Source organism: Cohnella phaseoli (assembly GCF_003386235.1).
GTDB lineage: Bacteria > Bacillota > Bacilli > Paenibacillales > Paenibacillaceae > Cohnella > Cohnella phaseoli.
In genome coordinates this window covers 198,718-212,899 of sequence record NZ_QRDZ01000011.1, presented here as the reverse complement: position 1 = coordinate 212,899, position 14,182 = coordinate 198,718, and the positions used below count along the sequence as shown (strand labels likewise).

The 14,182-nt window shown below is 54.9% G+C and carries 9 protein-coding genes; 7 read left to right on the top strand and 2 right to left on the bottom strand.

The genetic code is table 11. The features are described 5' to 3' along the window. Positions 1-35: 35 nt before the first annotated feature. From DFP98_RS15785 to htpG, 7 genes are all read left to right on the top strand, one after another. Positions 36-1,742, top strand: coding sequence for a glycoside hydrolase family 71/99 protein (locus DFP98_RS15785; protein ID WP_116061570.1), 1,707 nt, complete (start codon positions 36-38; stop codon positions 1,740-1,742). A gap of 135 nt (positions 1,743-1,877) precedes the next feature. Then, on the top strand, positions 1,878-2,981 hold the full coding sequence (locus DFP98_RS15780) for a GntR family transcriptional regulator (RefSeq protein ID WP_116061569.1): 1,104 nt from the start codon (positions 1,878-1,880) through the stop codon (positions 2,979-2,981). 318 nt (positions 2,982-3,299) lie between these two features. Further along, complete coding sequence (locus DFP98_RS15775; protein ID WP_116061568.1) at positions 3,300-4,973, top strand: ABC transporter substrate-binding protein; 1,674 nt, start codon at positions 3,300-3,302, stop codon at positions 4,971-4,973. 92 nt (positions 4,974-5,065) lie between these two features. Beyond that, the gene (locus DFP98_RS15770) at positions 5,066-6,979 is read left to right on the top strand and encodes an outer membrane protein assembly factor BamB family protein (RefSeq protein WP_116061567.1); all 1,914 of its coding nucleotides are present in this window, start codon (positions 5,066-5,068) and stop codon (positions 6,977-6,979) included. Between the two features lie 13 nt (positions 6,980-6,992). Next, entirely contained in the window at positions 6,993-7,826 is an 834-nt protein-coding gene (locus DFP98_RS15765; RefSeq protein WP_116061566.1) for a carbohydrate ABC transporter permease, read from the top strand. Between the two features lie 26 nt (positions 7,827-7,852). Next, positions 7,853-8,965, top strand: a complete 1,113-nt coding sequence (locus DFP98_RS15760) for a GntR family transcriptional regulator (protein WP_116061588.1) — start codon at positions 7,853-7,855, stop codon at positions 8,963-8,965. Positions 8,966-9,450: 485 nt separating this feature from the next. Then, positions 9,451-11,331 (top strand): molecular chaperone HtpG, encoded by a 1,881-nt coding sequence (gene htpG / locus DFP98_RS15755; protein WP_116061565.1) that lies wholly within the window; start codon positions 9,451-9,453, stop codon positions 11,329-11,331. Here the strand turns inward: htpG and DFP98_RS15750 are convergent. Together DFP98_RS15750 and DFP98_RS15745 are read right to left on the bottom strand one after the other, a co-directional pair. After that, positions 11,253-11,909, bottom strand: a complete 657-nt coding sequence (locus DFP98_RS15750; protein WP_116061564.1) for a hypothetical protein — start codon at positions 11,907-11,909, stop codon at positions 11,253-11,255. The genes htpG and DFP98_RS15750 overlap by 79 nt on opposite strands. A gap of 652 nt (positions 11,910-12,561) precedes the next feature. Continuing rightward, positions 12,562-14,061 carry a GGDEF domain-containing protein gene (locus DFP98_RS15745; protein ID WP_246016557.1) on the bottom strand — a complete coding sequence of 500 codons (1,500 nt, stop codon included), beginning with the start codon at positions 14,059-14,061 and terminating at the stop codon, positions 12,562-12,564. Positions 14,062-14,182 lie beyond the last annotated feature (121 nt).

Below are 14,182 nucleotides of genomic sequence, written 5' to 3'. Positions count from 1 at the left end.
GGATAGGCAGTATTCGCATGAAGGGGAGAGAACGCATGGAGAACAAAGGCTTCGAAAGCTGCACGGGCATCGACGCACTGGGAAGGACGCTGCCGACGCGGGAGGAAGTCGGACCGTATCGGGCGGATCGGTTCGTAGGGCTGTTCTACTTCCTGTGGCTGGGCCAGCATGGGACGGAAGGGCCTAACGACAATACGCGCATCCTCGCCCGATGGCCGGAAGCGGTGCATGATCCGCAGCATCCGGCCTGGGGGCCGCCGGATTCGTTTCATTTTTGGGGCGAGCCGCTGTACGGCTATTACTTGAACGACGACGAATGGGTGCTGCGCAAGCATGCTCAGCTCCTTACGGCAGCGGGCATCGATTTTCTCGTCTTCGATACGACCAACGCGGTTACATACAAAAACGTGTATGATCGGCTGTTCCGGATTCTCGACGAGCTTTACGCGCAGGGATTCAAGGTTCCGCAATTCGTTTTCTATACGAATACGGAATCCGGGCGGACGATAGCGGACATCTACGAGGACGTATACAAGCCGGTACGGTACCCGCATCTGTGGTTTCGTTGGAAGGGCAAGCCGCTGATCATCGGCGATCCTTCGCAATGCGAAGAGGAGCAACGGGAGTTCTTCACATTCCGTCTGAACCAGTGGCCGAACGAGTCGGAGAAGACGAACGGCTTTCCATGGATCGAGTTCCAGCGCCCGCAGCGGGTGTTCTACAACGACGAGGGGAGCAAGGAAACGATCAGCGTCTCCGTGGCGCAACATCCCAGCGTGGCGATGAGCGACACTCCTTTTTACGGATACGGCGAAAATTGGGGCAGAGGGTATCACGAAGGAACGGGGCCGGAAAATAATGAGGCGGAGGAGGCGATCGTCCGTGGCGCCAACGTGGCCGAGCAGTGGGAATTCGCGCTCGCCGAGGATCCGGAAATCGTGTTCGTAACGGGTTGGAACGAATGGATTGCGATGCGTCTGTCGGGGCCGCCGGAGCGCCCGGTGCTGTTCGTCGATCAGGCGACGCTGAACTTCAGCCGCGACATCGAGCCGATGAAGGGGGGCTATGGGGACAGCTACTATATGCAGATGATCGGCTACATCCGTCGTTTCAAAGGTATGCCTGATCAAGCGGGAACAAGCTGCCGACTTGAACGGCCGATTCCGATCGATTCCGATTTCGTGGCGTGGCGCGAAGTTGGCGCGGAGTACCGGGATTTTCGCGGAAAAACGCAGCCGAGGAACTATGCGGGTTACGGCGAGCTTCATTACGAGAACGCCACGGGGCGAAATGCGCTTGTTGCGTTCAAGGCGGCGCATACGGCCGATACGCTCTTTTTCTATGCGGCGTCAGAGTTCGACCTGTCCCCCTATACGGATCGCAACTGGATGATGCTGCTCCTTCGCGTCGAAGGAAGCAGAGACAACGATTGGGAAGGCTACCACTTCGTCGTCAATCGGCGGACGCCCGGCGAATCCGCGGCTTATCTGGAGAGGAGTCTGGGAGGCTGGGCCTGGGAGTCGGTCGGAGAGATCGGCTATGCAGTGCGAGGCAACGAGCTTCAGCTGGCGATCCCGAGAACGCTGCTTGGTCTGGAGAGGTCGAACCGCGAGCGCGAGCTGTCGTTTAAGTGGGCGGATAACGTACAGAACGAGGGCGATCCAATAGACTTTTATCAATACGGGGACGTCGCGCCCGCGGGCAGGTTGAATTACCGCTACTTGATTCCGGAGGGCGAATAGGGACTATGTCACTGAGGCGCTTAGAGAGGGAAAAAGCAGGGACGACCGGTCCCCGGCTTGCTGCCTCTCTATTCCGTCTTGCGAAAAATGCGACGCTAAAGTATACTAATCCCAATTCGGGAGGAGTGTAGTCGCATGGACATGGATAGGTCGGACAAGACTCCGATGTATCGATATATTATGAACGACATTAAGCGCAAGATCGAGGCAGGGGAGCTAAACGCACACGATCCGCTTCCAACGCAGATCGATCTGGCCAAAGAATACAACACGAGCGAGATCACTTCGCGCAGGGCGTTGTCGGACCTTGTTCAGGAAGGTTACGTATACCGTATTCGCGGAAAAGGCACCTTCATCCAAGAAACGGCCGTTTCCGCCGGCCCGAAACCGATCCGGACGATCTTTTTCGCATATCAAAACCATGAAGTGTCGGATTTCAACCATCCGTTCTTTACAGACATGTTCGACGGAATCAAGGCGGCTTGCGACGAGGGCGGAATCGCCTTCCATATGTGGAACATCGGGGAAGATTACGAGCTTCCGCAGGATCCGAGCGCAGGCATCATCCTCCTGACGACGATGGACTCCTTCGATCAATCCCGCCTGTCCGTCTGGCTGCGGGAGAAACGGCGCATCGTCACCGTACATTTCTACTATCCGCATTTGGGCATTCCTTACGTCATTGTGGATAACCTGACCGGAGGCTATCTCGCAACGCAGCATTTGCTGTCGCTTGGCCATCGCCGCATCGGAGTTATTCTGACCGGAAATTCGATTCTGGAAATCAACCAGGAGTTTTCTCTCCGGCTCCAGGGTTATCGGCTTGCGCTGTCTCAGCGGCAAATTCCGTTCGATTCCGAGCTCGTCGCAATCATGAGCGGGGACCATGAAAGGGTCAGCATGGGCAACGACGGCTTTCGACGGCTGATGTCGCTCGACAATCGTCCGACGGCGATCTTCGCGACGAGCGATTACAAGGCGTTCGGCGCGATGAACGCCGCCAAGGAGCTCGGAATAAAAGTGCCGCAGGAGATCAGCATTATCGGATACGATGACGTTAAAATAAGCGAGTATACTTATCCAACGTTATCGACCGTTAATCAGAATACGTATAAGCTCGGTCAGAGAGCCGCGGAAATTTTGCTGTATGAAATGAAGGATGGGGAAAACCGGCTTTTGAAAGACGAGATCGTGCCTACGTTAGTTCAAAGGGACAGTACGGGACCTGCTCCGGTGTAGAGCCGAGGGCAAGCGAATTGAATAGTTGGGGCTCCGTTCGGGGAGCGTAGGGCTGTCGGGAAGTTGGCGACAGCCTTTCTTATTCCGATCATGGCGAATCGGCCGTTCGGAAGCGAAAAAGATGTTGCACTGTTACGGTTTATATAGTATTCTTTTAAAAGTAAAGTATACGAAATAATAAACATTATACTTTACGGGCGACAAAGATAGGGTTCGCTCGACAGCAAGGCCGAAAATTCGGGTTTGACCGGGAAATCTTATCGACTAAGTAAAGAAAGCGCTTTACCAAAAAACGACGAAAACGAGGGTGAGATCGACATGTTCAAAAAGAAGGGGCTGGCTTTGCTACTTGGTATACTTATGTTGTCCTCGCTGCTGGCGGCATGCAGCAAAAGCAACAACGCCGCCGAGTCGAGTCCGTCCGGCTCGGCTCCGAGCCCTAGTGCGCCGGCATCGGAAACCGCTTCCTCAAGTCCTTCCGAAGCTGCGCGGGAGTTAAAAGGAACGATCAACATTTCGCTGCCCAACGCTTCTTCCTCCGTATGGAACGCAGTCGCGAACGGTTACATGGCCAAAAATCCGGGAGTCAAGGTCACGGTCGACAACAAGCCGATGGAAGGCTACAAGGAATGGCTGACCGCTCAATTCGCGGCCGGCACGCCGGAAGTGGACATGGTCGTGAACAACGAGGTCGCGGCCCTGGTCAACGAACGCAAATTCATGGACTATTACGCTTATTTCGATAAAATGAACCCCTATACCGGCAAGCCTTGGGTGGAGTCGCTCGATCTCGGAGCGATGGGCATCAACCTCGAGGGCGTCAGCTCCGAGGACTTCCTGGCCAACCTCAACTTCGAGTCCGTACAGATCGTGTGGGTATACAATAAGGAAATTTTCGAGAAAGTCGGCATTACGCAAGCGCCGAAGACGTTTAACGAACTGATCGACGCTTTCGACAAAATCAAAGCAGCGGGCTACACGCCGCTCGCTCTGGCCGGAGATTCCACTTCGATGTGGAGCGGCGAGGCCGGATGGCTGGTGCGTATTTACGCCGACCAATATTTGCGCGATTTCATCAACGTCATCCGCTCCCAAGAGCAGGACTACTCTTACGTGCCGGATATCGACGGCGCATGGCAGTATGATTTGAACGATCCTTACAACGATTCCAACAGCAACGTCACGAAAAACGAAATGCGTCATCTGAAGGCGATTCGCGACAAAGAAGGTCCGTACCAGGTGGAGGGCAATCCGAAGTGGGTTGCTTACGCCGACAATCTGAAGCGTTTGTTCCAGTATGTTCCGGAAGGCTTCTTCGGAGTTAAGGCCGAGCAAGCGTACAACCTGTTCCTCACGGGTAAAGCCGCAACATTGATGGGAACGCCGGGCCACTACTTCCAGTTGCCGAAGGATTTCGCGGACGAAGAGAAAACCGGCGCGCAAGGCGGCGTGAAGCCGTTCCAATACGGATTCTTCAACATGCCGTCGATGGAAGGCCCGGAAGTGATGGCTCCGGCCAGAACGATTCAAATTCCGATCGGCTTCTACGGCTTCGTGAACAAGTCGGCCGAGCAGAACGAACTGAACGCGGACTTCATGATGTATTTGACGAGTCCCGAAGGCTACGGCGTATACGTTAAAGCGATCCAAGACAGCGACGACGCTTCTCTGGCCGGCTCTCCGGCGCTCAAAGATATTACGCTTCCGCCGGAAATGGCGGCTGCTTTCGCGGATTTCGCTCCGATCGGCAACACCGAGGGTTACTGGAGCCCGGGCAACCAACTGGCTCGCGGTCTGATGGACTATCAGCCGTCCGTTCAGGACTGGGTAGGCAGCGTGCAGCGTTTCTTCGACGGCAAGCTGACCACAGAACAGTATTTGAAAGAACTGCAAACCAACATCGACAAATATCTCGAACCGGCGCTGAAGCAAGCGAAGAAGGAGCTGTCCGATCTGGACACGCCGGAAAGACGGCCGCCTGAACGTCAATAAGCGGACGACAACGGCACGGGCCGCCATTGGGCCTGTGCCGTTGGACCTTAACGTCGATTGAGGATCATGCGCGGAAGGGGAGGAGAGGCAGCATGAGGAAAATCGCATGGCTTGCGATGGCATTGTTATTCCTGCCGGGAATCTTCCCGGGCGTCGCATCGGCGCAGGAGGGCTGGTCTGCCGGGATCGGCGCAGATATGACGTCTATTTCCGCTGCTCCGGACGGGAGCCGTATCGCCGTCGGCAGTCGAGACGCCAAAGCGCTTGTCTATGAGGCGGATGGTAGTTTGGCGTTCGAAGCGCCGGCCGGCAACGTTGTAAACGCGGTCGAGCTTCTGGAGGACGGCAGCCTGCTGCTCGCTTCGGACGATCGGCGCCTGTACGCTTACGATCGCGATGGTAAACAGCTGTGGGCAACGGATTTGAAGCGGCAAGTCAAGAGCATGTCCGCTTCGGACGACGGCTCTCTGATCGCCGCCGTCGTGCAGCGCAACGGCGATCTCTTGTACATCGACGGCAAAACCGGAGAGCAGGTAGGCGCGGTGCCGATCAGCTCGACGATGCGGACGGTCAAAGTATCGGAGAACGGACAATGGATCGCAGTGGGCTCCACCGACCAATACGCTCACTTGTTGAGCCGGGAAGGCGTGGTCGGCAAGATTGGCGCCAAAGGACAGATTCAGGCGATCGACGTCTCCAACGAAGGGTATACGGCGATTGGAACGAAACTGAACGAAGTGGAGTTGTTTAATCCGCAGGGCCAGCCGGTTCATGCCGCCAAGACGCGGGACCATGTGACGGACGTCGCCTTCTCGGCGGACGGCAAGACGATCGGCGTCTCGGATTTATCCGGCTACTTTTATATTTTTGACGCAGACGGAAAAAAGCTGTGGGAATCCAAAGGCGGCAGCAACGGCAGAGCCGTCGCGTTCGATCCGGAGGGCAAGACGCTCTACGGGGGCACGAACGAAGGCCGTATTCTCGCATTCGATGTCGGAAGCGTAATCGCCAAGTCGAAGAGCGAGGCTAAAATGAGGACGATCGTATGGGGAATAGCCGTACTCGCGGCGCTCGCGTTGATCGCTTTTCTGCTCGGTTGGATGAGAAGACGCAACAAGCTGGGCATTTTCCGGGAGGTATGGCGTTCGAAATGGATCTACGTCGGACTGGCTCCGAGCTTTATTCTCATTTTTACGTTTTTGTATTTTCCGGCCTTCTCGGGCTTGTTTCATTCGCTGTACGAATGGCAGCCGGGCGGCAGAACGACCTTCATCGGTTTGGACAATTTCAAGCGCATGCTGAACGACCCGTTCGTCACCAAAGGCCTCGGAAATCTGGTCATTCTGGTTGTAACGGGACTCATCAAAACGCTCATTCCCCCGCTTATCGTCGCGGAGCTGATCTACCATCTGCGCAGTAAAAGGCTGCAGTACGGCTTCCGCACCGCGTTCACGGCTTCGATGGTCATTCCGGGCGTCGCGGGGTTGCTCATATGGCAAAATTTTTACGATCCGAATCTGGGCTTGTTCAACAACTTCCTGAAGCTGATCGGGCTCGGCTCGTGGGCGCACGGCTGGCTCGGCGATCCGGATACGGCGCTGTGGGCGCTGATCTTCATCGGCTTCCCGTTCGTCGGCATCCTGCAATTGCTGGTGTTCTATGCGGGGCTTCTGTCCATCTCCGAGGAGATGATCGAATCGGCGAAGATCGACGGCGCCACTTTGCCTCGCATTATCCGGTCGATTCATCTGCCGCTGCTCGCCGGTCAATTCAAGTTTCTCATTATCCTTGGACTGATCGGAATCATTCAGGATTTCAACGGCATTCTGATCGTTACCGGCGGCGGGCCGATGGATTCGACTTACGTCCCGGCGCTGCAGATGTACTACGCGGCGACCAAGTTCAACGAGCTGGGGTACGCGTCGGCGCTTGGGGTCAGCATGTTCGCGATTATTTTGATTATTACGGTCGTCAACTTGAAGTTTATCAAAACGGAAGACCATTAAGGGGGGCGAGAACATGCGATCGTTTAAAATCAGCGATGTCCGCCAGCTCGTTAATATCGCGCTGCTGGCCTTGCTCGTCTTTCTGACGCTCGTGCCGATTTTGTTCATGCTCGTCAGCTCCCTGAAGAGCAACGCGCAAATTTTGGGCAATTTCTGGGGACTGCCCGCGCCGGCCAGATGGGGCAACTACGGCGAAGCCTTCCACAGCATTTGGCGCTACATCGTTAATACGATCGCCTATGCCGTCGTCGGCAGCGTGCTCGTCATGGCTCTGTCGTCGGTGTCCGGCTATCTTTTTGCGAAGAAGACGTTTCCGGGCAAAGATTTCTTATTTATGCTAATGCTGGCCATGATGATGGTTCCCGGCATCCTGACGCTTATTCCTTCCTATGTCCTCTATGAAAATATGGGGCTGACGAATACGCCGTGGGCGATCATTATCGCTTGCGCCGCCGGTGGACAAATTTTCGGAACGTTCCTGTGTCGGACGTTCATGGCCGGATTGCCAAGCGAATTGTTCGAGGCGGCTCGCATCGACGGGGCGACGGAGCGGCGCGTGTTCCTTCAGGTCGTGCTTCCGCTCTCGGTGCCGATTCTGGCGACGCTGTTCATTATGCAGTCCGTCGGCGTGTACAACGATTATATATGGCCGCTGCTCACGATTCGCGACAGCAATCTCCAGGTGATCGCGGTCGGACTGACGATCTTCACCAAGCAGTTCGGCATTACCGATCTGGGGACGCGTTTCGCGGCATACACGATTGCGTCGTTGCCGCTGCTGGCCATCTTTTCCTTCGGGATGAAATACTATATTCAAGGCATGACGCAGGGCGCGTTAAAGCTGTAGAGCGGAGGGGATTTAAGGTGATCCGCATGTCGGACAGAAGCGCGCCGATGTATCAGGTCATGATCGACGATCTGAAAACGAAAATTCGCAGCGGAGAGTATCCCAAGGGCTGGCCGCTGCCGAATCAGCAGGAATTAGCCAAGCTGTACAAGGCTAGCGAGATTACGTCCCGCAGAGCGCTGACCGAGCTGGTAAACGAAGGTTACGTCTACAGGGTACGGGGCAAGGGAACGTTCGTGCTTAGCTCGGATCGCGAAGAGGCAGAGACGGAGGGGAGCCCGCCGCCCGTTCGGCATATCTTTTTCGTTTACCATAATCTATCCGTCGATTCGCTTAATCACCGGTATTGGGGAGATATGCTGGAAGCGATGAGGGAGGTCTGCGAAGAGAACGGGATCGAGTTCTATTTGTGGGCGGTCGACGAGCGGTATCGGCTGCCGGAGAAGCCGGGGGCGGCATACGTATTGGTCACTCCGCCTTACAACTTCGACCAGAAGTCTCTGGAGGCATGGAGGGACGAAGGCAAACGGCTTGTGACCGTGCAATTTTATTATCCGCACTTATCCGTTCCTTACGTCGTTGCGGACAATTTGACCGGGGGATACTTGGCCACGCAGCATTTGCTGTCGCTTGGACATAGGAGGACGGGCATCATATTGACCGGGAAGTCGGTCGTCGATCTGAACCAGGAGTTCTCGCTCCGGCTGCAGGGCTACCGCTTGGCGCTTCAACAGCATCAAATTGCGTTCGAACCGGAATTGGTGCGCGTCATGGACGGAGAGTCCGAAAACACAGAGATGGGCTACCGGGGGCTTAAGGAGCTGTTCGGCAGCAGCGGCTTTGAGCCGCCGACTGCGGTATTCGTTACAAGCGACCTGAAGGCGCTCGGCGCGATTAAGGCGGCGCAGGAAATGGGGCTCGACGTTCCCGGCGATGTCAGCCTGATCGGCTACGACGATCTTCGAATCAGCGCCTACACGTATCCGCACCTGACGACGATCAACCAGAATACGGCGCAGATCGGCCGTCGAGCGGTCGAGATTTTGCTGCACGAGCTGCCGAGAAGTCCGGGAGAGCTTGTCAAGGACGAGATCGTGCCGAAGCTGGTGGTTCGCGGGACGACCAGGGCGCTGCAATAACGGGGAGCGGTTAACGCTCCGTCAAGAACGGCAAGAAAGGCAAGAACGGCAAGAACGGCAAGAACGGCAAGAACGGCAAGAACGGCAAGAACGGCAAGGCTGCTCCCGAGGGCGGCCTTGTTTTTTTCTACGACTGACCAATTCGCTTACATGAAGCCCGAGGGTTCATGAAACATCGCTCGAACTGACCGCTCCCTGCAGCCTGAGGTGCCGATATGTGTGTGCAGATTCTAGGCGCCTCCGTTTCAAATTAAACTTGTCTCGAGAAGGCAGATGTATGCCAGTCGGTCAGCCATATTTTTCTTTTTAAGGATGGCAGATTTGCTCTCTGCGAAACATTGTATTTTTTCGCCGCGGACCGTCTTGACATGAATTCGGGATAATGTGAAAATAAGGTTGTGTTGGCACTCGAGCGAAGTGAGTGCTAATCGCCCGTCAAAACCGTTTATCGTTAGTCTATTTACATATCCGAGAGGAGAACAATCATGGAAAAGAAACAATTCCAAGCGGAATCCAAACGACTGCTCGAAATGATGATCAACTCCATTTACACGCAGCGGGAGATTTTTCTGAGAGAGCTAATCTCCAACGCCAGCGACGCCGTAGACAAAATCTACTACAAAGCGCTGACCGACGAAAACCTGACTTTTAACAAAGAGGATTACTTCATTAAAATTACCGCGGACAAAGCGTCTCGCACGTTGACGATCTCCGACACCGGCATCGGCATGACGAAGGACGAGCTGGAGAACAATCTGGGCATTATCGCCAAGAGCGGCTCGCTCGCGTTCAAGAAGGAGAACGAAGCGCAGGACGGCCACAACATTATCGGGCAATTCGGCGTCGGCTTCTACTCGGCTTTTATGGTTGCGGATCAGGTAACTGTGACGAGTAAGGCGCTTGGCAGTGACGAAGCTTACCGCTGGGAATCGACGGGCGCGGACGGCTACACGATCGAGCCGACGGGGAAAGATACGGTCGGTACGGAGATCGTGCTGAAGATTAAAGAGAACACGGAAGAGGATCAATACGACGAGTTCCTGGAGCAGTATCGGCTCAAGGCGATCGTCAAGAAATACTCCGACTTCATTCGTTACCCGATCAAGATGGACATTACGGGCAGCCGTCCGAAAGAGGACGACGACAAGGAGTTTGAGGAATACGTCGAGGAGCAGGTCGTCAACAGCATGGTGCCGATCTGGCGCAAAAACAAAAGCGAGCTGACCGACGCCGACTACGAAAACTTCTACAACGAGAAGCGCTACGGCTGGGATAAGCCGCTGAAGCATATCCACCTCAGCGTTGACGGCGCGGTTCGTTATCAGGCGATTTTGTACATTCCGGAAAGTACGCCTTTCGATTATTACACGAAGGAATTCGAAAAAGGCTTGGAGCTGTATTCCAACGGCGTGCTCATTATGGAAAAATGCGCCGACCTGCTGCCGGATTACTTCAGCTTCGTGAAAGGCATGGTCGATTCCGAGGATCTGTCGCTCAATATTTCTCGGGAAATGTTGCAGCATGATCGTCAGCTGAAGCAGATCGCGAAGAACATCCAGAGCAAGATCAAAAGCCAGCTGCAAAGCTTGCTCAAAGACGAGCGCGAGAAGTATGAGAAGTTCTATGAAGGCTTCGGCCGTCAGCTCAAGTTCGGCGTTTATAACGACTACGGCATGAACAAGGATGTGCTGCAGGATCTGCTGTTGTTCTACTCCTCCAAGGAGCAGAAGCTGGTCACGCTGGACGAATACGTCTCTCGTATGCCGGAAGAGCAGAAGTTCATTTACTACGCAACCGGAGCGTCGAAAGAGCGGATCGAGAAGCTGCCGCAAACGGAGCTTGTCGCCGACAAAGGCTACGAAATTCTCTACTTGACCGATGACATTGACGAGTTCGCCGTTAAGGTGATCGCCAGCTATAAGGAAAAAGAGTTCAAATCGGTTTCCAGCAGCGACCTGGGCATCGAAGCGGACGAGAAGGACAAGGAGAGCGCAGCCGAAGCCGAGGAGAGCAAAGAGTTGTTCGAAGCGATGCAGGAATTCCTGGGCGACAAGGTGAAAAGCGTTCGGGCTTCCAAACGTCTGAGAAGTCACCCGGTATGCTTGACCACCGAGGGCGATCTGACGATCGAAATGGAGAAGGTGTTGAACGCGATGCCGAGCAGCCCTGGCGTTAAGGCCGAGAAGGTGCTGGAAATCAACGTCAACCATGCCGTATTCCAGTCGCTCAAGGACGCTCATGGCAAGGACAAGGAGAAGCTGAACCTGTACACAAGTCTGCTGTACAATCAAGCGCTGCTCATCGAAGGCTTGCCGATCGGCGATCCGGTCGAATTTACGAACGATATTTGTAAAGTGATGGTATAAAAAAGCAAGGGGCCGTCGGCCGATTCGATGTTCACGAGTCGGCGGGCGGCCCTTTGGCGTTGAATGAGCGCATGTAGGAGCGGCTCAAGCGAATAAGTCCGCGAGGCGGTCTTATCGTCGCCGAAACGCCGTGGCTTGAGCGAATAAGTCCGCGAGGCGGTCTTATCGTCGCCGAAACGGCCCAGCGTGAGCGAATAAGTCCGCGAGGTGGTCTTATCGCCGCCGAAACGCCGTGGCTTGAGCGAATAAGTCCGCGAGGCGGTCTTATCGTCACCGAAACGCCTCGGCGTGAGCGAATAAGTCCGCGAGGCGGTCTTATCGTCGCCGAAACGCCCGGGCGTGAGCGAATAAGCCCGCGAGGCGGTCTTATCGCCGCCGAAACGCCGTGGCTTGAGCGAATAAGCCCGCGAGGCGGTCTTATCGCCGCCGAAACGCCGTGGCTTGAGCGAATAAGTCCGCGAGGCGGTCTTATCGCCGCCGAATCGGCCAGACTTGAGCGAATAAGTCCGCGAAGCGGTCTTATCTACCGCCGAATCGGCAAGGCGTGAGCGAATAAGTCCGCGAGGCGGTCTTATCATCGCCGAAACGCCGTGGCTTGAGCGAATAAGTCCGCGAGGCGGTCTTATCGTCGCCGAATCGGCCCCGCGTGAACGAATAAGTCCGCGAGGTGGTCTTATCACCGCCTAATCGGCCAGGCGTGAGCGAATAAGTCCGCGAGGCGGTCTTATCATCGCCGAAACGCCCCGGCGTGAGCGAATAAGTCCGCGAGGCGGTCTTATCACCGCCGAAACGCCCCGGCGTGAGCGAATAAGTCCGCGAGGCGGTCTTATCATCGCCAAAACGCCCGGGCGTGAGCGAATAAGTCCGCGAGGCGGTCTTATCGCCGCCGAATTGGCCCCGCGTGAGCGAATAAGTCCGAGAGGCGGTCTTATCTACCGCCGAATCGGCCAGGCGTGAGCGAATAAGTCCGCGAGGCGGTCTTATCATCGCCGAAACGCCGTGGCTTGAGCGAATAAGTCCGCGAGGCGGTCTTATCACCGCCGAAACGCCCCGGCGTGAGCGAATAAGTCCGCGAGGCGGTCTTATCGCCGCCGAATCGGCCAGACTTGAGCGAATAAGTCCGAGAGGCGGTCTTATCACTGCCGAATCGGCCAGGCGTGAGCGAATAAGCCCGCGAGGCGGTCTTATCGCCGCCGAAACGTCGCCGAATCGCAGCAACTTGCCCGAGTGTTACTCGCTAACGTCATAGGAAGGCGAATATAGTTGGAACCTGTTTTTGCCCAACTCTTTGGACCGGTAGAGGGCGTTGTCCGCATTTTCGCATAGTGTGCTGGAGTCGGCGCCATGCTCCGGAGCGAGGGCGATGCCGATGCTAGCCGTAATATGCTGTTCGAGCAGCTTGACTTCGGACGAGATCGCCCGACGAACCGAGCTCAGCACACGGGATGCCGTTTCCTCAGCCTCCTGCGGCGTAACCGACGGCAGCAGCGCCACGAATTCGTCGCCGCCCAGCCGATAGGCATAGGCTTTGACTCCGATTGCGGCGCGGATTCCTCGTGCGACGCCGCAGAGTACCCGGTCGCCGGCATCGTGGCCCATTCGGTCGTTGACGATTTTGAAATTGTCCAGATCGATCAGCAGCAGCCCGGGTTTGCCGTTCGGCTTCGCTAACGTTTTGCGAATATCCTCCTCGAAGGCCGCCCTGTTCATCAGCCCGGTCAGACTGTCATGAAAGGCCAAATACATCGGTCTGGCCACCCAGCCGGCAATAAGCAACGACAATCCAGCAGCTATGACAAGAACGCCGAACAACTGATAGATAAAAGTTCGGGTATTAACGCTAAGCACACGATCCAGCTCTTTTTCGTTGTAGGCGATTTCCAGTACCTTTAGTCTGGTCAAACTCATATCGTACAGCGACTCATGCCGAACATAGCGGTAGACAACCGTCTCTCCTTGATGTTCCTCGCGGTACTCGGTTGTTTTTCCGGTAGCCAGCGCAGTATCAAAGGCTTGCCTTTTCGTCCCTTTCAGCGCTCCATATCCGCTAGATTCGCCTGTGCCCCCGATCGACCGGCTGACGTTATTCAGAATGCGAATCCCGTTGATGGAAGAATTTCCGAGTACAAGCTCTTCGATGGTTTGAATGAAGTTGAACTTTTGATAGATTTCGTTTTCGTACTGCGAATAACCGAGCTCGATAATATACTTCTTATCTTTTGTCGCGATATAGCTGTATTTTTTCAATTCGCCGGAATGCTGCTCCATATCGATGCCCTCTGCGAAAAATCCGCCGTCGGATCGCCTCATATCCAGAACTTCCGTCAAAGAGGCGCAGCATTCGTCGAAATCCATGCCCAGATCGGGCAAATAGCTGCTATAGACGATTTTGTTTTCTTCGTTGATTAGATAGATATCGACTTGATAAGTCTCTTTTAGCTTCTGAAAATCCCACTTGTCGACATCGGGATTCGCTTCATACTTGTCGACAAGCTCGTAGGAAATCTTCTTCATGTCGAGCATTTTGTTTTGTCCGAACAGAGAGTAGGCTTTATCGAGCGTATTTAACGCCCGGTGGATCGATGTTTCGTAAAATTCGATCTGCTTTTCCGTATTCGCGATAGCCTGATCTCTCATTCTGAGATGATCCGAGATAGCCAGCAGCGCAGAGACCAGCATTGCAAACAGAATCAAGGCGCAGACGAGCTTTAGCTGAAATCGCGATTTCATGTTGGACAAGTGAATCTCTCCTGTCTGACCGATGAAGTGAGATGAATTGAAACATTATAATGTTTTTGTCGAAATGGCAGGTTTTGGCTAGAAATGAGTCGGTAAGTCTGGTATGATAATG

What these genes read in the sequence shown, in the direction of transcription:
- DFP98_RS15785 (WP_116061570.1), top strand. Translation starts at nt 36, where the DNA reads ATGGAGAACAAAGGCTTCGAAAGCTGCACGGGCATCGACGCACTGGGA.
- DFP98_RS15780 (WP_116061569.1), top strand. Translation starts at nt 1,878, where the DNA reads ATGGACATGGATAGGTCGGACAAGACTCCGATGTATCGATATATTATG.
- DFP98_RS15775 (WP_116061568.1), top strand. Translation starts at nt 3,300, where the DNA reads ATGTTCAAAAAGAAGGGGCTGGCTTTGCTACTTGGTATACTTATGTTG.
- DFP98_RS15770 (WP_116061567.1), top strand. Translation starts at nt 5,066, where the DNA reads ATGAGGAAAATCGCATGGCTTGCGATGGCATTGTTATTCCTGCCGGGA.
- DFP98_RS15765 (WP_116061566.1), top strand. Translation starts at nt 6,993, where the DNA reads ATGCGATCGTTTAAAATCAGCGATGTCCGCCAGCTCGTTAATATCGCG.
- DFP98_RS15760 (WP_116061588.1), top strand. Translation starts at nt 7,853, where the DNA reads ATGTCGGACAGAAGCGCGCCGATGTATCAGGTCATGATCGACGATCTG.
- htpG (WP_116061565.1), top strand. Translation starts at nt 9,451, where the DNA reads ATGGAAAAGAAACAATTCCAAGCGGAATCCAAACGACTGCTCGAAATG.
- DFP98_RS15750 (WP_116061564.1), bottom strand. Translation starts at nt 11,909, where the DNA reads ATGATAAGACCGCCTCGCGGACTTATTCGCTCACGCCTTGCCGATTCG.
- DFP98_RS15745 (WP_246016557.1), bottom strand. Translation starts at nt 14,061, where the DNA reads ATGAAATCGCGATTTCAGCTAAAGCTCGTCTGCGCCTTGATTCTGTTT.